Source organism: Methylobacterium sp. Leaf89 (assembly GCF_001422215.1).
In the GTDB taxonomy this organism is placed as follows: domain Bacteria; phylum Pseudomonadota; class Alphaproteobacteria; order Rhizobiales; family Beijerinckiaceae; genus Methylobacterium.
In genome coordinates this window covers 790,594-815,196 of the sequence record NZ_LMML01000029.1, presented here as the reverse complement: position 1 = coordinate 815,196, position 24,603 = coordinate 790,594, and the positions used below count along the sequence as shown (strand labels likewise).

At 70.0% G+C, this 24,603-nt stretch carries 23 protein-coding genes; 12 read left to right on the top strand and 11 right to left on the bottom strand.

Annotation, left to right across the window (positions count from 1 at the left end):
- Window positions 1–26: 26 nt before the first annotated feature.
- Window positions 27–1,175 carry a putative zinc-binding peptidase gene (locus ASF18_RS19160; protein ID WP_056272530.1) on the top strand — a complete coding sequence of 383 codons (1,149 nt, stop codon included), beginning with the start codon at window positions 27–29 and terminating at the stop codon, window positions 1,173–1,175.
- Window positions 1,176–1,206: 31 nt separating this feature from the next.
- Here the strand turns inward: ASF18_RS19160 and ASF18_RS19155 are convergent, their stop codons facing one another.
- The 5 genes from ASF18_RS19155 to ASF18_RS19135 all read right to left on the bottom strand — a co-directional run bounded on the left by ASF18_RS19155 (window position 1,207) and on the right by ASF18_RS19135 (window position 4,266).
- Window positions 1,207–1,602, bottom strand: a complete 396-nt coding sequence (locus ASF18_RS19155) for an acyl-CoA thioesterase (RefSeq protein WP_056354571.1) — start codon at window positions 1,600–1,602, stop codon at window positions 1,207–1,209.
- Between the two features lie 79 nt (window positions 1,603–1,681).
- Window positions 1,682–1,810, bottom strand: a complete 129-nt coding sequence (locus tag ASF18_RS25100) for a hypothetical protein (RefSeq protein WP_280136479.1) — start codon at window positions 1,808–1,810, stop codon at window positions 1,682–1,684.
- Window positions 1,811–1,999: 189 nt separating this feature from the next.
- Window positions 2,000–2,296, bottom strand: coding sequence for a hypothetical protein (locus tag ASF18_RS19145; RefSeq protein ID WP_056211258.1), 297 nt, complete (start codon window positions 2,294–2,296; stop codon window positions 2,000–2,002).
- Window positions 2,297–2,446: 150 nt separating this feature from the next.
- Complete coding sequence (locus ASF18_RS19140) at window positions 2,447–2,632, bottom strand: DUF1508 domain-containing protein (RefSeq protein WP_056211256.1); 186 nt, start codon at window positions 2,630–2,632, stop codon at window positions 2,447–2,449.
- Window positions 2,633–2,778: 146 nt separating this feature from the next.
- Entirely contained in the window at window positions 2,779–4,266 is a 1,488-nt protein-coding gene (locus ASF18_RS19135; protein WP_056211254.1) for a DEAD/DEAH box helicase, read from the bottom strand.
- 401 nt (window positions 4,267–4,667) lie between these two features.
- Here ASF18_RS19135 and ASF18_RS19130 point away from each other — a divergent pair, with 401 nt between their 5' ends.
- Together ASF18_RS19130 and ASF18_RS19125 are read left to right on the top strand one after the other, a co-directional pair.
- The gene (locus ASF18_RS19130; protein ID WP_056354098.1) at window positions 4,668–6,086 is read left to right on the top strand and encodes a polysaccharide biosynthesis C-terminal domain-containing protein; all 1,419 of its coding nucleotides are present in this window, start codon (window positions 4,668–4,670) and stop codon (window positions 6,084–6,086) included.
- Window positions 6,083–7,306, top strand: a complete 1,224-nt coding sequence (locus tag ASF18_RS19125) for a GNAT family N-acetyltransferase (RefSeq protein ID WP_056354095.1) — start codon at window positions 6,083–6,085, stop codon at window positions 7,304–7,306. The genes ASF18_RS19130 and ASF18_RS19125 overlap by 4 nt, the downstream gene beginning before the upstream one ends.
- 16 nt (window positions 7,307–7,322) lie before the next feature.
- Here ASF18_RS19125 and ASF18_RS19120 read toward each other — a convergent pair whose 3' ends face one another.
- From ASF18_RS19120 to ASF18_RS19100, 5 genes are all read right to left on the bottom strand, one after another.
- Window positions 7,323–8,096 carry a prephenate dehydrogenase gene (locus tag ASF18_RS19120; protein ID WP_056354568.1) on the bottom strand — a complete coding sequence of 258 codons (774 nt, stop codon included), beginning with the start codon at window positions 8,094–8,096 and terminating at the stop codon, window positions 7,323–7,325.
- A gap of 185 nt (window positions 8,097–8,281) precedes the next feature.
- Complete coding sequence (locus ASF18_RS19115; RefSeq protein ID WP_244472754.1) at window positions 8,282–8,704, bottom strand: tautomerase family protein; 423 nt, start codon at window positions 8,702–8,704, stop codon at window positions 8,282–8,284.
- Between the two features lie 39 nt (window positions 8,705–8,743).
- On the bottom strand, window positions 8,744–9,097 hold the full coding sequence (locus ASF18_RS19110) for a hypothetical protein (RefSeq protein WP_056354092.1): 354 nt from the start codon (window positions 9,095–9,097) through the stop codon (window positions 8,744–8,746).
- Between the two features lie 15 nt (window positions 9,098–9,112).
- The gene (locus ASF18_RS19105; protein WP_056272545.1) at window positions 9,113–9,400 is read right to left on the bottom strand and encodes a hypothetical protein; all 288 of its coding nucleotides are present in this window, start codon (window positions 9,398–9,400) and stop codon (window positions 9,113–9,115) included.
- A gap of 103 nt (window positions 9,401–9,503) precedes the next feature.
- Entirely contained in the window at window positions 9,504–9,785 is a 282-nt protein-coding gene (locus ASF18_RS19100; RefSeq protein WP_056354089.1) for a hypothetical protein, read from the bottom strand.
- A gap of 198 nt (window positions 9,786–9,983) precedes the next feature.
- On the opposite strand from ASF18_RS19100, the gene sseA reads away from it, so the two are divergent.
- From sseA to ASF18_RS19055, 9 genes are all read left to right on the top strand, one after another.
- Window positions 9,984–10,832 (top strand): 3-mercaptopyruvate sulfurtransferase, encoded by an 849-nt coding sequence (gene sseA, locus ASF18_RS19095; protein WP_056354086.1) that lies wholly within the window; start codon window positions 9,984–9,986, stop codon window positions 10,830–10,832.
- 9 nt (window positions 10,833–10,841) lie between these two features.
- Window positions 10,842–11,696, top strand: a complete 855-nt coding sequence (locus ASF18_RS19090; RefSeq protein WP_082487730.1) for an urease accessory protein UreD — start codon at window positions 10,842–10,844, stop codon at window positions 11,694–11,696.
- Window positions 11,697–11,962: 266 nt separating this feature from the next.
- On the top strand, window positions 11,963–13,768 hold the full coding sequence (atzF, locus tag ASF18_RS19085; protein ID WP_056354082.1) for an allophanate hydrolase: 1,806 nt from the start codon (window positions 11,963–11,965) through the stop codon (window positions 13,766–13,768).
- Window positions 13,769–13,863: 95 nt separating this feature from the next.
- On the top strand, window positions 13,864–16,089 hold the full coding sequence (locus tag ASF18_RS19080; protein WP_082487728.1) for a glycosyltransferase family 2 protein: 2,226 nt from the start codon (window positions 13,864–13,866) through the stop codon (window positions 16,087–16,089).
- A gap of 118 nt (window positions 16,090–16,207) precedes the next feature.
- Window positions 16,208–17,512, top strand: coding sequence for an SLC13 family permease (locus tag ASF18_RS19075; protein WP_056354078.1), 1,305 nt, complete (start codon window positions 16,208–16,210; stop codon window positions 17,510–17,512).
- 165 nt (window positions 17,513–17,677) lie between these two features.
- Window positions 17,678–18,079, top strand: a complete 402-nt coding sequence (gene sdhC / locus ASF18_RS19070) for a succinate dehydrogenase, cytochrome b556 subunit (protein WP_056354075.1) — start codon at window positions 17,678–17,680, stop codon at window positions 18,077–18,079.
- 12 nt (window positions 18,080–18,091) lie between these two features.
- Complete coding sequence (sdhD, locus tag ASF18_RS19065) at window positions 18,092–18,505, top strand: succinate dehydrogenase, hydrophobic membrane anchor protein (RefSeq protein WP_056354072.1); 414 nt, start codon at window positions 18,092–18,094, stop codon at window positions 18,503–18,505.
- A 29-nt stretch (window positions 18,506–18,534) separates the two neighbouring features.
- Window positions 18,535–20,349 carry a succinate dehydrogenase flavoprotein subunit gene (sdhA, locus tag ASF18_RS19060; RefSeq protein ID WP_056211230.1) on the top strand — a complete coding sequence of 605 codons (1,815 nt, stop codon included), beginning with the start codon at window positions 18,535–18,537 and terminating at the stop codon, window positions 20,347–20,349.
- 62 nt (window positions 20,350–20,411) lie between these two features.
- Window positions 20,412–21,215 (top strand): succinate dehydrogenase iron-sulfur subunit, encoded by an 804-nt coding sequence (locus ASF18_RS19055; RefSeq protein WP_056211228.1) that lies wholly within the window; start codon window positions 20,412–20,414, stop codon window positions 21,213–21,215.
- Window positions 21,216–21,437: 222 nt separating this feature from the next.
- On the opposite strand, the gene ASF18_RS19050 is transcribed toward ASF18_RS19055, so the two are convergent.
- Complete coding sequence (locus tag ASF18_RS19050; protein WP_056354069.1) at window positions 21,438–24,602, bottom strand: multidrug efflux RND transporter permease subunit; 3,165 nt, start codon at window positions 24,600–24,602, stop codon at window positions 21,438–21,440.
- Window position 24,603 lies beyond the last annotated feature (1 nt).

The window sequence follows — 24,603 nt, the reverse complement described above, 5'->3', positions numbered from 1 at the left end:
CAGGAAAGGCGTCCCCCGACGGCTCCATGAAGATCTTCCAGTGCCAGGCTTGCCACCAGCCGATCAGCTTCGAGAGCACCCATTGCGAGAGCTGCGAGCGTCGGCTGGGCTATGTCTGCGACGTCCACGAGATGTCGGCGGTGGAGCCGGTGAACGGCCTCTGGCACGCCTACGCGAATCCGGGCCGCAAGTACCGGTTCTGCGCCAACGCGGATCACGACGCCTGCAACTGGCTGGTCCCGGACGATTCCCCCAACCGCTACTGCGTCACCTGCCGCCACAACCACGTGGTGCCCGATCTCTCCATCGCCTGGAACCTGACCCGCTGGCGCCAGATCGAGGCGGCCAAGCATCGGCTGTTCTATTCGCTGCTGCGCCTCGACCTGCCGCTGATGACCCGTGACGAGAACCCCGCCACGGGTCTCGCCTTCGATTTCCTGGTCGATCCGTCGGAAAGCTATCAGATCGGGCCACCCGTCCTCACCGGGCATCGCAGCGGTCTCATCACCCTCAACATCGCCGAGGCCGACGACGTCGAGCGCGAGCGGCGGCGGATGCTGTTCGGCGAGTATTACCGCACGCTGCTCGGGCATTTCCGCCACGAGATCGGACATTACTTCTGGAACGTGCTGGTGCGCTTCGACCAGAGCCTGTGGACCTTCCGGTCTCTGTTCGGGGACGAGCGGCTGAACTATTCCGGCGCCCTGCAGCGCCACTACGCCCACGGAGCACCGCCGGACTGGGAGGAGAGCTACGTCAGCGCTTACGCCACGGCGCATCCGTGGGAGGACTTTGCCGAGACCTGGGCTCAATACCTCCACATCGTCGACACGCTGGAGACCGCCAGCACCTTCGAGATGCATGTGCGTCCGCGCCTGCGCCACGGCTCGTCCGAGCCGGTGGTGATCGACTTCGACCCCTACCGGATGACGGATTTCAGCCGGATCGTGGAGGCGTGGCTGCCCCTCACCTACGCGGTGAATTCGCTCAGCCGCAGCATGGGCCAGCCGGCCCTGTTCCCGTTCAAGCTGACCCCGGCGGTGATCGCCAAGCTGTCCTTCGTGCACGAACGGATCGAATCGGTCCGCTGCATGGGCAGCTCCGATGCCGACGCGGATGTCCTCAAGGCGGTCATCACGGGCCTGCGCCAGAAGGTGGCGGCCCCCAACGCCTGAGTGCCCGGCCCCGATCGGACCTCCCGGGCGGTCAGGTCGGTTCGATGGCGCGCGGCCGGCCCTCGTCGTCGATGGCCACGAAGGTGAAGGTCGCCTCGGTGACCTGCTCCCGAAACTGGGTGCGGAAGCGCCGCGCCCAGGCCTCGACCTCGATCTTCATGGAGCTGCGCCCCACCCGATTGATCCGGGTGTAGACGCAAAGGACGTCACCGACCCGCACGGGCCGGATGAACGTCATCGCATTCACCGCGACCGTGACCGCCCGTCCCTGCGAGCGCTCCACGGCGGCGATCCCGCCGGCCTGGTCCATCTGCGACATGACCCAGCCGCCGAAGATGTCGCCGTTGGCGTTCGTGTCGGCCGGCATCGCGATGGTGCGCACCGTCAGGTCCCCGCTGGGGCGCCGCGCCTCGTCCGTCTCCGTCATGATCCCGCTCACGTCTCACCCTCGACCGCCCGCAGTGTAGGCCGATGCCGGGCCCTTTGCCGAGGCATCGCGACCGCCTTCAGGGCATCACGTCGGCATATTTCAGGGCACCCGCCAGGATGATCGCGAAGGCGGAGAGAACGAGTTCGAGGGGAACCAATTCCCAGAGTGCGCGCGCCTCGGCGCGGCGGGCCGCAAGGACGTTCATGGCGTAACCTCCGAAGCGAGCCGTTTCGATGTCGGCCGTCTTCCAAGGCAGCAACTTATCGCATCCCGCCGGTGGGTCACAGCCATCGGCCTGAAGTTTATTGCTAAAAACGAGGACGGCCCGGCCCTCGTCGTAACGAAGGCCGGGCCGTCGAAGGCTTCGCGTCCGTGTCGGGACGCAGCCCGTTCCTTAGTAGTAGAAGCGGCGCGGGCCGTAGAAGCGACGCGGACCATAGAAACGACGCGGGCCGTAGAAGCGGCGCGGGCCGTAATAGCGACGGCCGTAGAAGGGGCGCGGGCCGTAGAAGCGACGCGGGCCATAGAAGCGGCGGCGATAGCCGTAATACTGAACCGTCTGCACAGCGGCCGGCGCAGCCTCGCTCTGGAGGGCGAGGGCAGGACCGACGGGGGCGGCCGAAGCGCCCTGTGGCGCGGTGGCGGCGAAGCCTAGGGCCAGCAGCGCGGCCAGCACGAGTTTCCTCAGCACGTTCTCAACTCCCTGAATTCTGTCGAGTCTCGACACACCGGCATCCCTCGTCGCGAGGCCCGGATGCAGCAAACGCACGAGGTGCGAAAGCGTTTCCCACGGCTCGGCAAGCGTTGCCGTGATGGTCAACGAAGCCCTGCATGTGGTTCGTCACGCGATCTTCAGGGTCATGTCCACCGTCGGTGCATCGGCACTGCCCTTCACGAGGCCGATACCGTGCTCGCAATCCTCACGACGCAGATAGGCCTCCGCCGAATCTGCGACGACGTTTCCGTTCTGCGACCGCAGGCGCCAGCGCCATCCGCCGGCGGAATCCCGGTAGAGTTCAAACCGCATCGCCCATGCCTCCGAAGACGCCGGGCTCGGTACCCGGCCCCCTGTGATGTGGCCCCGCGAAACGGCATGGCAATGCCCGGGGCATCGGACGCGAAAACGCCGCCCCGGAAACCGGGACGGCGCTCGAATGCGTCGGATGTGACGGATCAGGAACGCGGGCCGCGATCCAGCCAGCCGATGGCGCGACCCTCGCCGCCGCCCTGCGGGCGCGGGGCCCGGGGGCGTTCGCCGCGCGGCTCGGCGCGGGGCTCGCCCTGGGCGGCCGGCCGGCGATCGCCGCGGCCGTCCTGCGGACGGGCCGCGCCGTCGGAACGGCTCGGGCGTCCGGAGCCACCGCGGTTCTCACCGCCGCGCCCCTCGAAGCCACGGCCCTGGCCGGGACGGCCGCCCGGGCGGCTGCTCGGACGCTGGCCCTGGCGCTGGCCGGGACGCTGGCCGTTCGGCGCCGGACGGCGCTCCTCGGCCTGGGCGTTGTCCGCCGCCTCCTGGCGAGACGGCGGGGTGAAGCCCTCGGGGAAGGCGCCGACGGGGATCTTCTGGCGCGTGGTGCGCTCGATGTCCCGCAGGTAGGCCTTCTCCTCGTCGTTGCAGAACGAGATCGCGAGCCCGTTCGCCCCGGCGCGCGCGGTGCGGCCGATGCGGTGGACGTAGCTCTCCGGCACGTTCGGGAGGTCGTAGTTGATGACGTGGCTCACCGCCTCGACGTCGATGCCGCGGGCGGCGATGTCGGTGGCGACGAGCACCCGGCAGGAACCGTCCTTGAAGGCGGCCAGCGCCCGCTCGCGCTGCGGCTGCGACTTGTTGCCGTGGATCGCCGAGGCGTTGATCCCGACCTTCTCCAGGCCGCGCACGACGCGGTCGGCGCCGTGCTTGGTCCGGGTGAAGACGAGGACGCGCTCGATCGCCGGATCGCGCAGGATGTGGTTCAGCAGGGCCTGCTTCGCGCCGGTATGGGCGAAGATGACCTCCTGGGTGACGCGCTCGGCGGTGGTGGCGACCGGAGTCACCGCCACCTGGACCGGATCGCGCAGGTACTGGTCGGCGAGGCTGGCGATGTTCTTCGGCATGGTCGCCGAGAAGAAGAGGCTCTGGCGCTCCTTCGGCAGCATCTTCACGATGCGCTTGAGGGCGTGGATGAAGCCGAGGTCCAGCATCTGGTCGGCCTCGTCGAGGACGAGGATCTCGACGGCCTCGAGGGTCAGCGAGCGACGCTCGATGAGGTCCATCAGGCGACCAGGGGTCGCGACCAGGATGTCGACGCCGTTGGCCAGCGCCTTCTCCTGGCGGGAGATGGTGACGCCGCCGAACACCACGGTGTTGGTGAACGAGAGGTATTTTCCGTAATCGGAGAAGTTCTCCGCGATCTGGTTGGCGAGCTCGCGGGTGGGCGAGAGCACCAGCACGCGGCAGCCGCGACGGATCGCCTTGCGCGGGGTTTCGGCGAGGCGGTGCAGGATCGGCAGCGCGAAGGCCGCCGTCTTGCCGGTGCCCGTCTGGGCGATGCCGCAGAGGTCGCGGCCCTGCATGGCGGGGGCGATGGCCTGGGCCTGGATCGGGGTCGGGCTCTTGTAGCCGGCCTCTTCCAGGGCGCGCAGCACGGGCTGGGCGAGGCCGAAATCGGTGAATTGGGTCAAGGAGTCACTTTCAGGCAGCGGGACCGCGCCGGACGCCCTCGTGGCGAGGGAAATCGTCGAAAAAGGTGGTCGGTCCGTTGAGCTGGAGCCGCCCGCGTGCCGGGGCAGTCCGGGTGCATGCACGTTGAAGAGAGGGGCTCAGGTCGCGCGGGGCCCGCAGAAGCGATCCGGCAATCCGTCACGCAGCCCTCTCAAGCGGAACCATGACGGCCGCTGACGCTGCACCTGCGATATGATCCTTCGCGGGTGCGAAGTCAATGGCCACGTTGACGACGACACAGGCCGTTCGCGTCCATCGCCAACGTCGAGGGCGAATGGCGGACGAACGGATTGACGCGGCGGCAACACTGGCGTGTTACCTCGTCCCACCAGCCGGACCGCCCGGCACTTCACGGGGTCGGATGATCGCGCGCCACACCCTTACCTATGTCGGCTCGCGGGGTGTCGCCGCAGCCCTGAACATGGGCGCCCTCGCGGTATTCACCCGGCTCGCGCCCACGGACGTGTTCGGACTCTACCTGCTCATCCTGTCCTGGGCGCTGGTGCTGTACAGCGCCACCTGCCAGTGGCCGAAATTCTCGTTCTTCGCCCTCTACGCCGAGGAGCGTGCGATCTTGCAGGTCGGCACCGTAGTCCGACTCCTCGGCGCGATGGCGGCGCTCGCCGCCCTGATCGCGGCGTGCGCCGCCGGGCTCGGACTGCTCGAGCCGCACGCCGCGCTCGCGATCTTCGCCGCCGTCTTCGGCATGATGGCCTTCGAGGGCGCCGCCGAGATCGCGCGGACGCGGCTGGAGGTCGGCGCGGTCGCCGTGTCTGTGGTGCTGCGCGCCGTGCTGGTCCTGGTCCTCGGCAGCAGCGCTCTCCTCCTCGGTGGCGGCGCGATCCCGCTGCTGCTGGCCACCGCCGGCGCCAACATCGTCGCGGCCCTGCCCACGCTCTATGTCATCCGCGGCCTGCTGCGGGGCGGCGGGAGCTGGGCGGAGGCGCGGCGCCTCCTCGCCTATGGCTGGCCCCTGGTGCTCTCGTTCGGGGCCGCCGCCCTGGCGCAGACTGCCGACCGCCTCGTGATCGGGGCCAGCATCGGCGTCTCGGAGCTCGGGGCCTACGGCGCCTTCGCCGACTTCCTGCGCCAGAGCTTCGTCGTCTTCGGCGACAGCGTGGCCCTCGCGCTGATCTCGATCGCCAAGCGAGATGCCCGCGACGGCGGCATCGCCGCGGCCGGTCCGGTGCTGGAGGATGCCATCCGCCTCCTCACCCTGATCGCCGCCTTCGGCGCGGTGTTCTTCCTGGCCTTCGACGGCCTCCTCGTCACCCTCCTGCTCGGCCCCGATTACCGCGAGACCGCCCTGCGGGTGGCGCCCCTCCTGGTGGCGGCCAGCATCCTGCAGATGTTCCGGTCGTATTATTTCGGGCAGGTCATCTACTTCACCCAGAAGAGCCAGCTCGATGCGGTCGCATCGCTGACGCTGCTCGTGGCGATCGGTGGCCTTTCGGCCCTGCTCATCCCGCGCTACGGCGTCGAGGGGGCGGCCATCGCCATGGCGACGGGGCAGGCGCTGGCCTGCCTCGTCTTCATCCTCGGCTCCCGCGAGCGCTTTCGCATGCCGGTGCCCCTGCGCGATCTCGCGGCGATCTGCGGCCTCGCCCTGGCCTGCGCCGCGGCGATTGCCGGGCTCGGCCGCCTCCCCCTGGATCCGGGCCTCGCCCTCGGCCTGCGCCTCGCCTGCCTCGCCGCCGTCTCGGCCGGGACCGCGTGGGCGTTCAACATCCTGGGCGTCGCCGACCTCGCGGCGCGCCGCTTCGGTCGCGCCGCCTCATGAGCCGCTCCGCCCAGCGCCAGGTCGCGACCCCCGACGGCCTCGTGGTCGCCTTGCGCCCCCTGGCGGCCGGCGCGCCCTGGATCGCGGCCTGGCACGACCTCGGCCGCCGGCCACTCGTCGACAACCTGTTCTATGATCCCGACTACGCCCTGCCCGCCGCCGGCGCCTTCGGCAGCGGGGTGCAGGTCGCTCTGGTCGGCGACCGCGCCCCGGAGGAGCCCGGCCTGCGGCTCGTCGCGGTCTGGCCCCTGCGGGTGAAGCGCTGGCGCTGGGGGCTGCCGCTGCTCCTCGCGATGGGCTGGATGCATGATTTCGGCATCTTCGGCGCCCCGCTCCTCGACGGCGCCGACCCGGGTCGCGCCCTCGACGGATTGCTCTTCGGCCTGCGCAGCCTCATCGGCCCGCGCCTGATGCTGACCCATGTTCCGACCTCCGGCCCTTTCGCGGACCTGCTCTCGGACCGGCTCGGGCGCAACCACCTTCGCCACGCCCGCTTCTGGGCGCACGAGCGCGCCTTCCTCGACCTGACCGGCCGGGACGCCGAGGCGCGCGCCGCCTATCTCGGGCACCTCTCGTCCCGCAAGCAGCGCAAGCTGCGCCAGGCCTGGGACCGCCTGAACGCGGACGGCCCGGTGGCGTTCGAGACGATCCGCGATCCGGCCGCGCTGTCGGCGGCCATCGACGACTACATCGCCCTGGAAGGCGCCGGCTGGAAGGGCGCGCGGGGCACCGCCATCGCGGGCGACGCGGTCCAGACCCGGATGATGCGCGCCGTCGTCGGCCGCCTCGGCGCCCGCGGGGCGGTCCGGATCGACCGCCTGCGCCGGGACGGCCGCACCCTGGCCGCCGTGGTCAGCTTCACGACGCGCGGGCGGCTCTGGAGCCTGAAGATCTCCTACGATCCCGCCGTCGCCCGGCACTCGCCCGGTGCCCTGGCCTTCCACCGCCTGACCCAGGCCATCCTGGTCGATCCGACGCTGAGCACGGCGGATTCCTGCGCCCCGCCGGACTATCCCCTCCCCGAGACCTTCTGGAGCGAGCGGCTGGCCCTCGCCCACATCCTGGTCGAGGCACCGGGCGGCGACCGGTTGTTTCCCCTCGCCGTCCTTCTGGAGGGCTGGCGGGCCGGGGCCAATCTCCGCCTGAAGGCCTGGCGCGACCGCCTGCGGAACCGCCTCTCCAGCACTGCCGCGGCCCGGGGCCCCGATCCCGAGGCTTGACGGTACCCCGCCCGCCTCAGGCCGCCCGGACCGCCGGCTCCGGCGCGTCCGACAGGTCGTGGGCGAGCCGGGCCGCCGCGGCGACGAAGCTCCGTCGGACCGCGCCGGCATAGGGGTTGGCCCGCTCGATGGCGTCGAAGACCTCCGGCGCATCGTGGCGCACCATCGCCACCGCCTGCATCAGGAGGTCGAAGCTCCGGGTGGTCATGCGGGTCGGCAGCGGCTCCATCCGCACCATCACCTTTGCGATGAGGTGGGTCAGGCCCTGGACGACCGCCGCGTCCCGGTCATGCGCCTCCGGCGTCGTCAGGATGACGTCGAGGCCGAGATGCCGGCGCAGGAAGGCGGCAACCTGCCGGGTTTGACCGCCCCGCACCTCGCAGAGCGCAATCTTCAGGCCCCGGAGGCCGTCGCGGGCGCTCTGCGGCCCGAACAGCGGATGGGTGGCGACGATGGCGACGTGCCCCGGCAGTCCGTCCCGCATCGCCGTCGCGGCCACGGCCTTCACCGAACCGACATCGAGGACGAGGGCGCCCGGGCGGAGATGCGGACCGATCGCGGCCACGATGCCGGGGATCGCCGGAACCGGAGCCGCCAGGATCACCACCGGGCAATCCGCTGCAACGCGCAGGGCGCCTGGGGACACATCGGACCCCGGCTCGGCCGGCATCGCCGGGTCGTAGGCGTGAATGACGAAGAACGGTGCAAGGTGGCGCGCCACGAGGCGGCCGAAGGCACCGAAGCCGATCAGGCCGAGGCGGGGACGGGGATTCTCGGGGGAATGGGACAGCACGGACGTGACCTCGGTGGAAGCCGGGTCGTCGACGTGTGGTCCTGGATGGAGATCAACCGCCGACGACGCAGCGGTTGAGACATGACGAGCCCCGCGCCACTAAGGGTGCGGCGCCGGATACGCGAGGGGGCGAAGGACGGTCGTCATCGTGGCGCCTGTCTAAGGGCGCGCCGGGTGTCGCGTCAATGCCGCCGCCGCCTCCCTGCGGGTGGGCCTTCAGGCCGACGCGTACTGCATCTCGCCGTCGCCGAAGGACCAGTTCTCCTTCGCCACCTCGACGAAATTGATAAGACGTCCGTGCGGCGGATCCCGGTCCGCGCGGCGATACCGTCGGCGATCTGCCGGTACAGGGCGCGCTTGACCGCGACGGAGCGCCCGGCATTCCAGGTGATCTGGATGATGACGAGGTCGTCCGTGCAGGTCACGCCGAGATAGCCGGCCTCGGGCGCCACGATCTCCCCGGCCCCGTGGCGGGTGACGATCGGGAACTTGTCGTTCTCGGGCACGCTCGCCACCGCGCGCAGGGCGGCATAGACCACGTCGCCGACGGTCCGGGCACGATCCGGCGGTGCCGTGCGATTCAGGTCGATGCGGATGAGGGGCATGGCGGTCTCTCGGCGGCCCCGCGCCTCATGAACGTGGTCTCACCAGCCGAAGCGGGCGATCTCGCCGAGGCGCGCCTGCACGGCGGCCTCGTTGCGCCCGAGGGCGGCGGCGCGCTGGGACAAGGTGTAACACGTCCCGCAGAAGCCGACCTGCATCAGCGGAATGCCGTCCGCCCGCGCCCGCGACACCGATCCGATCAGGCAGGCGATGACGGAGTCGCCCGCCGGGAGGCCGAGACAATCGGCCCGCGGGCTGCCGAAGAGCGGCCGGTTCGGCCAGGCGAGCGACACGCTCGTCCCGCCGCGCCGGTCGGGGGCCGGGGGCACCGTGTAGCTGCGCACGAAGAGGGCCGCGAACAGCAGGACGAGGCCGGGCAGGATGAGGGCGCGCATGGCGGGACCACTCCGTCAGGCCGGTTCGTCGAACCGGCTCCAGCGGAACACCTCCGTGCCGGCGCCGTCGATGACCCGCACGGCTTCGGCGGGCGCGCCGCTGCGCTGGGGCGCCCGGGCCCGGGCGAACAGGGTCAGGGCCCGCTCCTTGGCGGCCTCGACCGTGTAGGTGCGCACGGAAATGCGCTGGCTCACGGGATCATCGCCGCGCGCGCCGGCCTCGTCCTCCGCGGCGAGGACTTCGATGTGGTAGGTCTCGCGCGGGTTCACGGCGGCTCCATCACGCTGGCACGGCCCGACCATCCATAACCGCAGCGGCCGTGCCTTGGCACCATGGCCGGGCCGGCTGCGACGAAAAAGGCCGGGCCTCGCGGCCCGGCCCTCGGCCCGGATGGTGGCGGAGGCCTCAGCGGGACGCGGGCCCGGAGGGCGGGGTGCTCGGCGCTGCAGTGCCCGGCGTGACGGCACGCCCGGCGCTCGGCAGCGGGGCGGCGCTCGGGTTGCGCACGGCGCCGGCGCCCGGTGCCGTCCCGGTTGTCGCGGGGGCATTGGAGGTGCCGCCGCCCATGCCGGTTCCGGAACCGTTGATCGTGTTCTGGCCGGGGCCGGTCACCGAGGATTGCGCCTGTGCGGCGCCCGCGAGGGCGAGGCCGAGGGCGGCGGCGAGGAGGAAGGTCGGCGTGCGCATGGCGGCTGTTTTCCGGGAGATGAGGAATTGATCTGGAGCGTCTTGCCGGTTCAACGCGGGGCGGCAACAACGGGTTCAGATCGCAAAGCAGCCGGTGACGGGTGCAACTGCCGGCCGGATGTGGTTTGGTGGCCACTCCCGACAACCCTCCTGGCGAGTCCGGCCGGACGCGTTCCGGCCCACAGAACAGAGAACACCATGCCGACGACGCCCTTCGTCACGGCCGACTGGCTCCACGCCCGTCTCGGCGCGCCCGACATCGTGATCCTCGACGGGTCCTGGTACCTCCCGGCCCAGGGGCGCGATGCCCGGGCCGAGTATCTCGCCGGTCACATCCCCGGCGCGATCCGCTTCGACATCGACACCATGAGCGACGAGACCTCGTCGCTGCCCCACATGCTGCCGCGCCCGGAGGTCTTCGCCTCCCGCATGAGGGCGCTGGGCGTCGGCGACGGCGCCCACATCGTCGTCTATGACGGGATGGGCCTGTTCTCGGCGCCGCGGGTGCGCTGGATGCTGAAGGCCTACGGGGTCCGCGACGTGGAGATCCTGGAGGGCGGCCTCCCGGCCTGGGTGGCGGCGGGCTACCCCCTCGAGGACGGCGAGGGCCGGCCGCGCGCCCGGCGCCACTTCACCGCCCGCCTCGACCACGGCGCCGTGGCGGATGCCTCGGACATTGCCCGGGCCCTCGAATCGGGCAGCGCCCAGGTGGTCGACGCCCGCTCGGGCGCGCGCTTCCGAGGCGAGGAGGCGGAACCCCGCCCCGGCGTCCGCCCCGGCCACATGCCGGGCGCCAGCAACGTCCACTACGCCGCACTCCAGAGCGAAGGTCGCCTGAAGGAGGAGGCAGCCCTGCGCGCGGTTTTCGCCGAGAACGGCGTCGATGTCGGCAAGCCCGTGATCACCACCTGCGGGTCGGGCGTCACCGCCGCCATCGTCGGGCTGGCGCTGGAGACCCTGGGCCGGCCGCCCCGCGCCCTCTACGACGGCTCCTGGTCGGAATGGGGCTCGGATCCTGAGCGTCCGGTCGCCACCGGCCCGGCCTGACCCGCCGCCTTGCTGAGCCCCGACCCTCCGGCGGTTCGCGGCGCCGCGCCGGAGCGCCAGCGCTCGCAGGGCCGCATCCACCTGCGCGTGGCCTGCGCGGACGGGCACGACACCCGCATCCTCGACATCGGCGAGGGCGGACCCTTGCGCCTGCGCCTGCCGCGCCGGCCGAAGGGCCCGTGCGAGGCGGTGCTCCTCAACACCGCTGGCGGCATCGCCTGCGGCGACACGTTTCGCGTCACCGCCGATGTCGGTGCGGGGGGCGACCTCACCCTGACCACCACGGCGGCCGAGAAGGTCTACCGTTCGGACGGGCCGGTGAGCCGGATCGCCACCGTGGTGACGGTAGGAGCCGGAGGGCGCCTCGCGCACCTGCCGCAGGAAACGATCCTGTTCGACCAAGCCGCCCTGGCGCGGCGCTTCGAGGCGGATCTGGCGCCGGGTGCCCACCTCCTCGCCTTCGAGGCCATTACCTTCGGGCGGACAGCCCGCAACGAGCCGATGACGCGAGGCCACCTCTCCGACACCTGGCGCATCCGCCGCGACGGACGCCTCGTCTACGCCGACACCCTCCGCCTCGACGGCGCCCTCTCGGACCAGCTCGCCCGAACGGCGATCGGCAACGGCGCCCGGGCGATGGCGATGCTCCTCGACGTCTCGCCCGTGGCGGAGGGCCGGCTGGACGAGACCCGCGCCCTGCTCGACGCGACCGGCGTGGACGGCGTCGCCGCGGCGGCCAGCGCCTGGAACGGACACCTCGTCGTCCGCCTTCTCGGCCGCGATCCGGACGCCCTGCGGGCCGTGGCCCAGCGCCTCCTCACCGCCTATCGGGGACGGCCCCTCCCCCGCGTCTGGCAGAGCTGAGCATTCGGATGGGCCGACCGCCATTTCGGCAGGCCGGTGCACGCGTGCGGGCACCGGCGCTGGTTGCCGTCCCGAAAATCCGGTCGGCGAGGCCGGCCCGGTCGGCACGAAGGATGCAGTGTCCGCGACGAGGCCGGGCAATGTCCGTGGGCGTCGGGGCGCTCCGGCGGCGGACCCCGTGCCGGAGAATCCACGCCGGCCCGACCCGGCGCGGCGGCGGCCTTGTCGCGGTGATCTTGTCGCGGTGACCCAGGAGACCTGAATCCATGCTGCCCACGATCCTGGACATTGCGAGCCTGCGCGCGGCCTTCGCCTCCGGCAGCCTCGACCCCGTCGGCCTCGCCGAGACCGTCGCCGAGCGGATGGCGGCCTCGCCCGACCCGGCCATCTTCATCACCCCGGTGCCGCGCGCTGACCTCGTCGCGGCGGCCCGCGCCCTGATGCAGGCGCACCCGGAGCCGAATTCCCTGCCGCTCTGGGGCCTGCCCTTCGCCGTCAAGGACAACATCGACGTGGCGGGCCTGCCCACCACCGCCGCCTGCCCGGCCTTCGCCACCACGCCCGAGCGCGATGCCGCGGTGGTGGCGCGGTTGAAGGCCGCCGGCGCCCTGGTAACGGGCAAGACCAACCTCGACCAGTTTGCCACCGGCCTCAACGGCACGCGCTCGCCCTACGGTGCCCCGCGCAGCGTGTTCAACGCCGACTTCGTTTCAGGCGGATCGAGTTCCGGTTCGGCCGTGGCCGTGGCGGCCGGGCTCGCCTGCTTCAGTCTCGGCACCGACACCGCCGGCTCCGGCCGCGTGCCGGCGGCCTTCAACAACCTCGTCGGCATCAAGCCGACGCCGGGGGCGCTGAGCACCACCGGCCTCGTTCCGGCCTGCCGCAGCCTCGACTGCATCACGGTGTTCGCGAGCACCGTCGGGGACGGCCTCGCCGTGCGCCGGATCGCCGAGGGGTTCGACCCGGCCGACCCGTATTCGCGCCCGGTGGTCCCGCATCCCCTCCCGGCGACGGGCCTGCGCTTTGGCGTGCTCGCCCCGGCCGAGCGCGAGTTCTACGGCGATGCCGAGACGGCGGCCCTCTACGACGACGCCATCGCCCGGCTGGAGCGCCTCGGTGCCGTCGCCGTGCCGTTCGACTACGCGCCATTCCGGGAGATCGCCTCTCTCCTGTATGACGGCCCCTGGGTCGCCGAGCGGCTGGCGGCGGTCGAAGCCTTCCATGCCGACCATGCCGCCGCGATGGATCCGAGCGTGCGCGCCATCCTCGACTCGGCCCGCACCTACAGCGCCGTCGACGCCTTCCGGGGTCGGTACGCCTTCGAGGCCCTGAAGCGCCGGACCGATGCGATCCTCGCCGGGCTCGACGTGCTGTTGCTGCCGACCGCGCCGACGATCTACACGGTGGCCGAGATGGCGGCGGAGCCCATCGTCCGGAACAGCCATCTCGGCCGCTACACCAATTTCGCCAACCTGCTTGGGATGGCCGCCATCGCGGTGCCGGCCGGGTTCCGCCGGGACGGCCTGCCGGCGGGCGTGACGCTGGTGGGACCCGGCTTCAGCGACGAGGCCCTGGCGCCCTGGGCCGATGCCCTGCATCGCGACCTCGCCGGCGGCATGGGCGTCGAGCGTGCCCGCTCCCTCCCCGAAGAAGGCCGCGTTCCTGCCTCGCCCTCCGGGCAGATCCCCCTGGTCGTGGTCGGTGCGCACCTCACAGGGCTCGCCCTCAATCACCAGCTCCAGGACCTCGGAGCGACGTTCCTGCGCGCGACCCGGACGGCGCCCGACTACCGGCTCTATGCCCTGCCCGGCACGGTGCCGCCGAAACCCGGCCTCGTGCGCGCGCCCGGCTTCGCGGGCCCCGGGCTCGAGGTCGAGGTCTGGGCGCTCGACGCGGCTGCCTTCGGGCGTTTCGCCGCCGCGATTCCCGCGCCCCTCGGCCTCGGCAAGATCGCTCTGGCCGATGGCGAACCCGTCTCGGGCTTCCTCTGCGAAGCCCATGCCGTCGCGGAGGCGCCAGAGATCACCCGGCAAGGGGGGTGGCGTGCCTATCTCGCCGCCGGGCGCGGCTGAGGCGAGGTCCGGGGCTGCCCTTGCGAGGGCCGGCGGGCTTGCCCTAAACCCCCGGGCACGGCAGGCCCTGCGCCCGCCTCGAAGAGGATCCGGGTTTGCCGCGCACCCTACGCTGTCGCCTCGACGCCGTCAGCCAGATCGAGGCGGAGGGGACGCCCGACACGTGGCGCGCGACTGGGTCGGACCCGCATTTCCGCCTCTGGCCGGCGGAGGGACGCCGGCGCCATCGCGGCGGCTGGGTCCGCTTGCGCGCCGACCTCACCGCCCTCGACCGCACGAAGCTCGTCCCGATCCTCTACGTCGATGACGGCCAGGGGTTTCGCGAGACCCTGACCATTCCGCTGGAGGCCGATGCGACCGGCATCGACAACCTCGTGCACCTGCCGCGCCGGGTCCGGGGCCTGCGCCTCGATCCGATGAGCGGCGCCGGACGCTTTCGCCTGGGCCACGTCTCCCTGACCCATCTCGGCCCCCTCGGCGCGACCGCGGAGACCGCCCGCCGCCGCGTGCAGGCGCTGCCCGAGGCAGAGCGCGCGCCGGCCCGCCTCCTCGCCCACCTCCGCGACGCCTGGCGCGCGAAGGGCGCCGCGGAACTCTGGCGCGACTTCCGGGCGAGCGCCCGGCCCCGTCCGGTGCCGGCCTCCTACACGGCCTGGATCGACACGGTGGAGACGCCAAGCCGCCTCAGCGTGGCGGCGATGCGGGCCGAGATCGAGGGCTTCCGCTCTCGCCCCCGTATCTCCATCGTCATGCCGGTCTACAACACTCCCCGGCGCTGGCTGGAAGCCGCCATCGCCTCGGTGCAGGCCCAGGCCTATCCGGACTGGGAACTCTGCCTCTGCGATGACAACTCGCCCGACCCGCAGATCTGGCCGCTGCTCCAGGCCTTCGCGGCCGCCGACCCGCGCATCAAGCTCCATCGCCGCACCACGAACGGGCGCATCTCGGCCACTTCGAACGACGCCATGGCCCTGGCGACCGGCACCTACCTGACCCTGATGGACCACGACGACGCGATTCCCGATAACGCGCTCTACGAGTTCGTCCGTATCCTGAACGCCGACGCGAGCGTCGACTTCATCTACTCGGACGAGGACAAGATCTCGATCGACGGGGTCCGCTACGAGCCGTTCTTCAAGCCGGACTGGTCGCCCGAAGCCCTCGAAGCCTGCATGTATACGGCGCACCTGGCGCTCTACCGGATGGACATCGTCCGCCAAATCGGCGGCTTTCGCGACGAATGCAACGGGGCGCAGGATTACGACTTCGCCCTGCGTTACACCGAGCATGTCCGCAACGTCGTCCACGTGCCGAAGGTGCTCTACCATTGGCGCGCGATCCCAGGCTCCACCGCCCAGACCATGGACAACAAGGACTACGTCATCGCCGCGGCGATCCGTGGCCTGGAGGACCGGGCCCGGCGCACCGGCGAACTCGACTTCGCCCGCTCGAGCGCGTTCAAGGGCTGTTTCGAGATGCGCCGCAAGCTGACCGAGCGCCCTTTGGTCTCCATCGTGATCCCCACGGCCGGGCGCGACAGCACCGTCGGCGGCTGCACGGTGGATCTCCTCGCCGCCTGCCTCGACAGCGTCGCCGCGACCAGCACCTATCCCGACATCGAGTTCGTGGTGGTGGACAACGGGGACCTGCGATCCGGCACGGAGGCGGCCCTCGCCCGCCACGGCGCCCGGCGCGTGACCTGGTCGGAGCCGGTCTTCAACGTGGCGGCCAAGATGAACCTCGGCGCCGCGGCGGCGAGCGGCGACATTCTGGTCTTCCTCAACGACGACATCGCGGTCATCACGCCCGACTGGATCGAGGCGATGCTGGCGCAGCTGCAGATCCCCGGCGTCGGCGCCGTCGGCCCCAAGCTCCTGTTCGAGACCGGCGAGATCCAGCATGCCGGCGTCTCGATCGTCGACGCCACCCCCGATCATGTCCGGCGCGGCTATCCCGGCGACGATCCCGGGCACTTCTTCTCCACCGTCGGCAGCCGGAACTACCTTGCGGTTACCGGCGCCTGCGTGATGGTGCGGCGCACGGACTTCGAGGCCATCGGCGGCTTCGATGCGAGCTTCGCCGTGAATTACAACGACGTCGACCTGTGCCTGCGCCTGCGCGAGCGCGGGCTGCGCAGCGTCTACTGCGCCCAGGCCAGCCTCTACCACTATGAGAGCCGCAATCGCGCCCGCACCGTCGACCCGGCCGAGCACCAGCGGTTTCGCGATCGCTGGGCGGCGAAGCTCCCCCGCGATCCCTATTACGGCGAGTGGTTCGAGGCCCTGCCCCCGACCTTCGAGCTCGACCCGGCCCGCTTCTGAGCCTTCGCGCTTCGCGAAGGCTGGATCGGAAAACTCCGAATTGCGAACGGCTCCAAGGTAGGATCATCGTCCCGCCGGAAGAGACGGATCGGAGTCGGGCATGCCGGCAGGGGCGTTCATGTGCGGGGAGGCGACGGTCGCGGTGACCGCGCTCCTGCTCGTGCTCTGCATGGGCCTCTGGGCCAGCGGCCTCATCGCAGAGATCGTCACGGCGATGCTGTTCTTCGCCGGGGCGATGCTGTTCCACCTCGCGCCCCCTGCGACGGTGTTCTCGGGCTTCGCCTCCTCGGCGTTCTGGCTTGTCCTGAGCGGCATGGTGGTCGGGCTCGCCATGACGCGCTCCGGCCTCGGCGACCGTCTGGCGCGAAGCCTGTCGGGGCATCTCTCCGCCTCCTACCCGGCCTTCGTCGCCGGGATCGTCGCCCTGTCCTTCGCCGTCGCCTTCGTGATGCCGTCCAATCTCGGGCGGATCGCCCTGCTGGTCCCGGTGGTGCTCGCGCTCTGCGACGCCTTCGGGCTCGCGAACGGGCGCCCGGGCCGGCACGGCGCGGTCCTGGCGGTGGGACTCGCCACGCCGCTCCTCTCCGCCGCGATCCTGCCCGCCAACGTCCCGAACCTCGTCATGGCCGGCACCGCGGAGACGCAGTACGGCCTCCACATCGCCTACCTGTCCTACCTGCTGCTGCACGCGCCGGTCCTAGCCCTGGCGAAGGGCGTCCTGCTCGTCCTGGCGATCCTCTGGCTGTTTCCGGACCGGCTCGACCATGGCGAGAACGGGGCCGCCCTGGTCAAGGAACCCCTGCGCCCGGAGGCGCGGCGCCTCGCCGTGATCCTGGCCGCCACCCTCGCCTTCTGGGTCACGGACAGCCTGCACCACATCGCCCCCGCCTGGGTGGGCCTCGTCGCCGCGATCCTCTGCCTGATGCCCCGCATCGGCGTCCTGCCCGCCGAGGCCTTCGGCGCCGTGAACCTGCGGACCTGCTTCTACGTGGCCGCCCTCCTGGGTCTCGTGGCCACCGTGAACGAGACCGGCCTCGGCGCTCGCCTGGGCCATGCCCTGCTCCACGTCGCGCCCCTGACGCCCGACGCGCCGGGCTACAATTTCGGGATTCTGACAGGGCTCGCGGCGATCCTGACCCTCGCGGTCACCGCGAACGGCGCCCCGGCACTCTACACGGCGCTCGCGGGCGAGATGGCCCGGGTCAGCGGTCTCGACCTCATGGCCGTGGTGATGATCCAGGTGGTTGGCTACTCGACTTTGTTCCTGCCCTACCAGGCGCCGCCGATCGTCCTCGCGGTCGATCTCGGCAAGGTGCCACTGCGGGCAGCGACCAAGCTGACCCTGGCAACGGGGCTCGCGTCGCTCGTCGTCGTCGCACCCCTGGATTATCTGTGGTGGCGCATGCTCGGATGGCTGCCATGACGCGGCGCGAGGCGAATGACGATTTGGCGCCCGTGTCGCATGTGCGCTGCGGCAAGCCGGGGTTGCGCATTGGCGCCTGCCCGCTAGCACTTTAGAGACGATCCAAATTTTTCTTGGCGCACCTTCAAATCGGGGTGCGCCGCCCAGTCGAGGACCTTCCGCACGATGGCTCCCACCGTCCGTCCCACGGTCGCCCAGCCGCTCTCTCCCCACCTCCAGATCTACCGCTGGACCTGGACCATGGCGATGTCGGTGTTCCACCGCGTCACCGGCACCGCGCTCTACGGCGGCTCGGCCCTGGTGGCGATCTGGCTGGTGGCCCTCGCCGCGGGTCCGGGCGCCTACGGCACCGTGTCGTGGTTCTTCGGCTCCATCGTCGGGCGCCTGGTGCTGTTCGTCTACACCTGGATCCTGATGCACCACATGCTGGGCGGCCTGCGCCACTTCATCTGGGATCTCGGCTACGGCTTCGACCGCGCCCAGCGCATGGGCCTCGCCCGCGCCACCCTGATCGGCTCCGTCATCCTGACCGTCCTGATCTGGGCGCTCGCCCTGACCCTGCGCTGAGGAGGCCGATCGATGGTCGACAATCGCCAGAACACCCACGTCACCATGCGTACGCCCCGCGCCCGGGTGAAGGGCCTCGGGGCTTCGGGCCACGGCGCGGGCCATTTCTGGATCCAGCGCCTGACCGCCGCCGCCAACGCGCCGCTCATGCTGGCTTTCGTGGTGGTCGTCGCCCTGATGGCGAACCGGCCCTACCCGGAGGCCGTCGCCCTGATGTCGCACCCGGTGGTGGCGCTCATCCTGATCCTCGCCGTGATCTCGGTCACGGCCCATATGAGGATCGGAATGCAAGTCATCATCGAAGACTACGTGCACGATAAGACACTCAAGCTCTTGAGCCTGCTCGCCAACAACTTCTACGCGGTCGTCGTCGCCGTCGCCTGCCTGTACGCGATCCTGCGCGTCAGCCTCGGCAAGCTCGTCTGACCCGCATCCCGAACCCGAAGGATCAGCCCATGGCCACCAACGGAACCAACGGCACCCCCGCCTACACGATCAACGACCACACCTTCGACGTGGTGGTGGTGGGTGCGGGCGGCGCGGGCCTGCGCGCCACCGTGGGCTGCTCCCAGGCCGGCCTGCGCACCGCCTGCATCTCGAAGGTGTTCCCGACCCGGTCCCACACCGTGGCGGCGCAGGGCGGCATCTCGGCCTCCCTCGGCAACATGGGCCCGGACGATTGGCGCTGGCACATGTACGACACCGTGAAGGGGTCGGACTGGCTCGGCGACCAGGACGCAATCGAGTACCTCGTGCGCAACGCGCCCGCCGCCGTCTACGAACTCGAGCACTGGGGCGTGCCCTTCTCCCGCACCGAAGAGGGCAAGATCTACCAGCGCCCCTTCGGCGGCATGACCACCGATTACGGCAAGGGTACCGCCCAGCGCACCTGCGCGGCGGCCGACCGCACCGGCCACGCCATGCTGCACACCCTCTACGGGCAGGCGGTGAAGAACCACACCAACTTCTTCATCGAGTACTTCGCCCTCGACCTCATCATGGACGAGGAGGGCCGCTGCCTCGGCGTCATCGCCATCGACCAGGCGTCGGGCGAGATCCACCGCTTCCGCGCTCAGCAGACCATCCTGGCCACCGGCGGCTACGGCCGCTCGTACTTCTCGGCCACTTCGGCCCATACCTGCACCGGCGACGGCAACGCCATGGTGCTGCGCGCCGGCCTGCCCCTGCAGGACATGGAATTCGTGCAGTTCCACCCCACCGGCATCTACGGCGCCGGCTGCCTCATCACCGAGGGCGCGCGCGGCGAGGGCGGTTACCTGACCAACTCCGAGGGCGAGCGCTTCATGGAGCGCTACGCCCCGAGCGCCAAGGACCTTGCCTCGCGCGACGTGGTCTCCCGCTCCATGACCATGGAGATCCGGGCCGGTCGCGGCGTCGGCAAGTCCAACGACCACATCTACCTGCACCTCGACCACCTCGACCCGGCCATCCTGCACCAGCGCCTGCCCGGCATCTCGGAATCGGCCAAGATCTTCGCGGGCGTCGACGTCACAAAGGAGCCGATCCCGGTACTGCCGACCGTGCACTACAACATGGGCGGCATCCCGACGAACTATCACGGCGAGGTGCTGACCCTGCGCAACGGCAACCCCGACACGGTGGTGCCGGGCCTGATGGCACTGGGCGAGGCGGCCTGCGTCTCGGTTCACGGGGCCAACCGCCTCGGCTCGAACTCGCTGATCGACCTCGTGGTGTTCGGCCGGGCCGCCGGTCTGCGCTGTGCCGAGATCGTCGAGCCGGGCGCCCGCCAGATGGACCTGCCGAAGGATTCCGCCGACAAGGCGCTCGCCCGCCTCGACCGCTTCCGCTACGCCAGCGGCGGCACCCCGACGGCGCAGCTGCGCGCCGAGATGCAGAAGACCATGCAGAACAACTGCGCGGTGTTCCGCACCGGCGAGGTGCTGGAGGAGGGCAAGACCCTCATCCACAAGGTCGCCGCCGGTATTCCCGACATCCACGTCAACGACCGCTCGCTGATCTGGAACACCGACCTCCTCGAGACCCTCGAGTTCGACAACCTGATCGGCCAGGCCGTCGTCACCATGGAATCGGCGGCCAACCGCAAGGAGAGCCGCGGCGCCCATGCCCGCGAGGACTTCCCGGACCGCGACGACAAGGAGTGGATGAAGCACACCCTCGCCTGGATGGACGACTCGTCCAAGCAGGTCAGCATCGATTACCGTCCGGTCCACACCTACACGATGTCGAACGAGATCCAGTACATCGAGCCGAAGGCGCGGGTGTATTGAGGACACGACTCCCGTCGTTCCCTGGACTGGTTCTCACGAGACGGATTTAGGCACGCCACACCATGGCTCAGTTTAATCTTCCCAAAAACTCTCAGATCACCGAAGGCAAGACCTGGCCTCGGCCCGCCGGCGCCAACAACCTGCAGGAATTCCGGATCTACCGCTGGAATCCCGACGACGGGAAGAACCCGCGCGTCGACGTCTACCAGGTCGATCGCGACGATTGCGGCCCGATGGTCCTCGACGCCCTCCTGTGGATCAAGAGCAAGGTCGACTCCACCCTGGTGTTCCGCCGCTCCTGCCGCGAGGGCATCTGTGGCTCCTGTGCCATGAACATCGAGGGCCAGAACGCGCTGGCCTGCACCATGGGCATCGACGAGTGCCAGGAGCACGCCAAGGGCAAGAAGACCGGCGCGGTGCGGATCTATCCGCTGCCGCACATGCCGGTGCTGAAGGACCTCGTCCCCGACCTGACGAACTTCTTCGCCCAGCATGCGTCCATCGAGCCCTGGCTCCAGACCGAGACGCCCGCGCCCGAGGGCGAGTGGAAGCAGACGCCGGAGGACCGGGCCCAGCTCGACGGACTCTACGAGTGCATCCTCTGCGCCTGCTGCACCACCTCGTGCCCGAGCTACTGGTGGAACGGCGACCGCTTCCTCGGCCCGGCGGCCCTGCTCCAGGCCTATCGCTGGCTGATCGACAGCCGCGACGAGAACACCGGCGAGCGCCTCGATGCGCTGCACGATCCCTTCCGGCTGTATCGCTGCCACACGATCATGAACTGCGCCAACACCTGCCCGAAGAGCCTGAACCCGGCCAAGGCCATCGCCGAGATCAAGAAGATGATGATCGCCCGCGAGGTCTGATACGGGCTCCGCTCGATCAAAGCGGAGCGTAATTAAGGCAAGCCGGCGCGTCGTCTGGGCGAAGCCCAGATCCGCCATCCCGAAGGGATCAGCCGGATCTGGTCTGAGGCTCGGCCCCGGTCGCGACCGGACACTGGAAGAAAAGGGGCGCGCGGTCGATCGGACCGCGCGCCCCTTTCTCATGTGCGGGGCTCCCCGGTGGGCGAGCTCCGCCGCGCCGGACTACTCGGCCGGGGCGTGATGGGGCCCATGCACCGTGGCCGGCTCCACCTTGGGTTGGATGCCCTCGGTGGCGTCCTTGCGGCGGAAGATCCGCATCACCACCACGAAGAACACCGGCACGAACAGCACCGCCAGGATGGTGGCCGAGATCATGCCGCCGAGCACGCCGGTGCCGATCGCCTGCTGGCTCTTCGAGGCGGCGCCGGAGGCGATCGCCAGGGGCACCACGCCGAAGATGAAAGCCAGCGAGGTCATCACGATCGGTCGGAAGCGGAGCGTCGCCGCCTCGATGGTCGCGTCCACCAGGGAGGTTCCCGGCTTCCAGAGGTCCTTGGCGAATTCCACGATCAGGATCGCGTTCTTGGCCGAGAGACCGATGATCGTGATGATGCCGATCTTGAAGTAGACGTCGTTCGGCAGCCCGCGCAGGTACACCGCCGCCACGGAGCCGATGACGCCGAGCGGGATGACCAGCAGCACGGAGAACGGGATCGACCAGCTCTCGTAGAGGGCGGCCAGGCATAGGAACACGATCAGGATCGAGAGGCCGAGCAGCAGCGAGGCCTGTGAGCCCGCCTGCTTCTCCTGCAGCGACTGGCCGGTCCAGGCGTAGCCGAAGCCCTTCGGCAACTGCTCCATCAGCCGCTCCATTTCATTCAGCGCGTCGCCCGAGGTGTAGCCCGGGGCCGGCTCGCCGGTGATGCGCACCGACTGGTAGCCGTTGAAGCCGATGATCTGGGCCGGGCCGACGCCCCATTTCAGGTCGGCGAAGGACGACATCGGCACCATGGTCCCGGAGGCGTTCTTCACCCCGTAGTTCAGGATGTCGGCCGCCTTCAGGCGTTGTGCGTCCTCGGCCTGAACGATGACGCGCTGCATCTTGCCCCGGTTCGGAAAGTCGTTGGTGTAGACCGAGCCGAGATTGACCTGGATGGTGTTGTTGATCTCTTCGAAGTTGACTCCGAGGGCGGCCGCCTTCTCGCGGTCGATGACGAGTTCCGCCTGGGGCGCCGGGGGCAGGCCCTCGACATAGACCTTTTGCAGGACGGGGCTCTTGCGGGCGAGCGACAGCAACTGCTCCTGGGCCGCCATCAGGGCCGAGTAGCCCTTCTGCGCGCGGTCCTGGAGGCGGAAGCTGAAGCCCGAGGCGTTGCCGAGATTGTCGATCGGCGGCGGCTCGAGGGCCTGGATCACCGCGTCCTTGTACGATGCCAACGCCTTGTTGGTGCCCTCGATCAGCTTGGCCGCCGAGTTGTCGGCATCGCGCTCACCCCAGGGCTTCAGGGTCACGAAGGCCTGCGAGGTGACCTGTCCCTGGCCGGAGAATGAGAAGCCGTTGACGACGGTCACGGTGGCGACGCCGGGCTGCGCGAGGAGGTGTTCCTCGACCTTCTTCACCGCCGCTTCGGTGCGGTTGAAGGAGGAGCCGGGCGGGGTCTGGATGTCGACGGTGAAGAAGCCCTGATCCTCCACCGGCAGGAAGCCCTCCGGCAGGCGGAGGAAGGCGTAGCCGAGGCCGATGACCAGGGCGAGATAGACCAGCATGACCCGGCCGGAGCGCTTGATCAGCCCGGCGACGCCGCGGCCGTAGCGGGCGGTCTCGCGATCCACCACCTGGTTGAACCAGCCGAAGACGCCGCCCTTCGAATGGCCGTGGCCCTTCTCGATGGGCTTCAGCAGGGTCGCGCACAGGGCCGGGGTCAGCGACAGGGCCAGCAGCGCCGAGAACGCGATCGAGGTCACCATGGCGATGGAGAACTGGCGGTAAATGATGCCGACCGAGCCGGGGAAGAACGCCATCGGGATGAACACCGCGATCAGCACCAGCGTGATCCCGATGATGGCGCCGGTGATCTGGCTCATCGCCTTGCGGGTGGCCTCCTTCGGAGAGAGGCCTTCCTCGTTCATGATGCGCTCGACGTTCTCGACCACCACGATGGCGTCATCGACGAGGATGCCGATGGCGAGCACCATGCCGAACATGGTGAGCACGTTCACCGAGAAGCCTGCGAGCAGCATCACCGTGCAGGTGCCCATCAGGGCGATCGGGACCACGATGGTGGGGATGAGCGTGTAGCGGATGTTCTGGAGGAAGACGAACATCACGATGAACACCAGCACCACCGCCTCGACGAGGGTGTGCAGCACCTTCTCGATCGAAGCCTCGACGGCCGGGGTGATGTCGTAGGGGATGTCCCACTTCACGTTCGACGGGAAGAACTGCGACAGCTCCTCCATTTTGGCGCGGATGGCCGAGGCGGTCTGGAGTGCGTTGCCGTCGGGGGCCAGGGTGACGGAGATGCCGGCGGCCTCGCCGCCGTCGAGGCGGGTCGTGAATTTGTAGTCCTCGCCACCGAGCTCGATCCGGGCGACGTCGCGCAAGCGCACGTTGGAGCCGTCGGAATTGGCGCGCAGCACGATGGCGCCGAACTCCTCCGGCGCGGTCATCTGGCCCTTCACGATGATGGGGAAGTTGACCGGGTTGTTCTGCGGGCTCGGCATGGCGCCGACGGCGCCGGAGGCGATCTGGACGTTCTGGTTCGAGATCGCCTTCGACACGTCCGAGGCGTTGAGCGAGAGACCGCGCAACTTGTCGGAATCGATCCAGATGCGCAGGCTTCGCTCGGTGGAGTACAGCGTCGCGCGCCCGACGCCGGGGATGCGGCGGATCTCATTGATGACGTTGCGGATGAGGAAGTCGCCGAGCGCGATCTCGTCCATCGACTTATCGGGCGAGACCAGGGTGATGATCTGCAGTGTCGCGGCAGAGGCCTCCTCCACCAGGGTGCCCTGCTGGCGCACTTCGGCGGGCAGCCGGGCCTCGACGCGCTTGAGGCGGTTCTGCACCTCGACGCCCGCGAGGCTCGAATCGGTGCCAGGCTGGAACTGGGCCGTGATCTCGACGACGCCGAAGGCGTCGCTGGCCGATTCGAAGCTCAGGATGTTGGCGGCCCCGTTCAGTTCATCCTCGATGAGCCGCGTGGTGCCCGTGTAGAGGTTCTCCACCGAGGCGCCCGGATAGGCGGTCGAGAGCGCGATGGAGGGGGGCGCGATCACGGGATACTGCGCCACCGGCAATTGCGGGATCGTGAGCAGGCCGCCCAGGATGATGAAGAGGGCGACGACCCAGGCGAAGACCGGTCGGTCGATGAAGAAGCGAGCCATG

Excerpts from the sequence above, each read along its gene's own strand:
- ASF18_RS19105 (WP_056272545.1), bottom strand. The coding sequence starts at position 9,400 with ATGGTCGGGCCGTGCCAGCGTGATGGAGCCGCCGTGAACCCGCGCGAG.
- ASF18_RS19055 (WP_056211228.1), top strand. The coding sequence starts at position 20,412 with ATGGCTCAGTTTAATCTTCCCAAAAACTCTCAGATCACCGAAGGCAAG.
- ASF18_RS19075 (WP_056354078.1), top strand. The coding sequence starts at position 16,208 with ATGTGCGGGGAGGCGACGGTCGCGGTGACCGCGCTCCTGCTCGTGCTC.
- ASF18_RS19115 (WP_244472754.1), bottom strand. The coding sequence starts at position 8,704 with ATGCCCCTCATCCGCATCGACCTGAATCGCACGGCACCGCCGGATCGT.
- ASF18_RS25100 (WP_280136479.1), bottom strand. The coding sequence starts at position 1,810 with ATGAACGTCCTTGCGGCCCGCCGCGCCGAGGCGCGCGCACTCTGGGAA.
- ASF18_RS19110 (WP_056354092.1), bottom strand. The coding sequence starts at position 9,097 with ATGCGCGCCCTCATCCTGCCCGGCCTCGTCCTGCTGTTCGCGGCCCTC.
- ASF18_RS19130 (WP_056354098.1), top strand. The coding sequence starts at position 4,668 with ATGATCGCGCGCCACACCCTTACCTATGTCGGCTCGCGGGGTGTCGCC.
- atzF (WP_056354082.1), top strand. The coding sequence starts at position 11,963 with ATGCTGCCCACGATCCTGGACATTGCGAGCCTGCGCGCGGCCTTCGCC.
- ASF18_RS19155 (WP_056354571.1), bottom strand. The coding sequence starts at position 1,602 with ATGACGGAGACGGACGAGGCGCGGCGCCCCAGCGGGGACCTGACGGTG.
- sdhD (WP_056354072.1), top strand. The coding sequence starts at position 18,092 with ATGGTCGACAATCGCCAGAACACCCACGTCACCATGCGTACGCCCCGC.
- ASF18_RS19160 (WP_056272530.1), top strand. The coding sequence starts at position 27 with ATGAAGATCTTCCAGTGCCAGGCTTGCCACCAGCCGATCAGCTTCGAG.
- ASF18_RS19050 (WP_056354069.1), bottom strand. The coding sequence starts at position 24,602 with ATGGCTCGCTTCTTCATCGACCGACCGGTCTTCGCCTGGGTCGTCGCC.
- ASF18_RS19100 (WP_056354089.1), bottom strand. The coding sequence starts at position 9,785 with ATGCGCACGCCGACCTTCCTCCTCGCCGCCGCCCTCGGCCTCGCCCTC.
- sseA (WP_056354086.1), top strand. The coding sequence starts at position 9,984 with ATGCCGACGACGCCCTTCGTCACGGCCGACTGGCTCCACGCCCGTCTC.
- ASF18_RS19140 (WP_056211256.1), bottom strand. The coding sequence starts at position 2,632 with ATGCGGTTTGAACTCTACCGGGATTCCGCCGGCGGATGGCGCTGGCGC.
- ASF18_RS19125 (WP_056354095.1), top strand. The coding sequence starts at position 6,083 with ATGAGCCGCTCCGCCCAGCGCCAGGTCGCGACCCCCGACGGCCTCGTG.
- sdhA (WP_056211230.1), top strand. The coding sequence starts at position 18,535 with ATGGCCACCAACGGAACCAACGGCACCCCCGCCTACACGATCAACGAC.
- sdhC (WP_056354075.1), top strand. The coding sequence starts at position 17,678 with ATGGCTCCCACCGTCCGTCCCACGGTCGCCCAGCCGCTCTCTCCCCAC.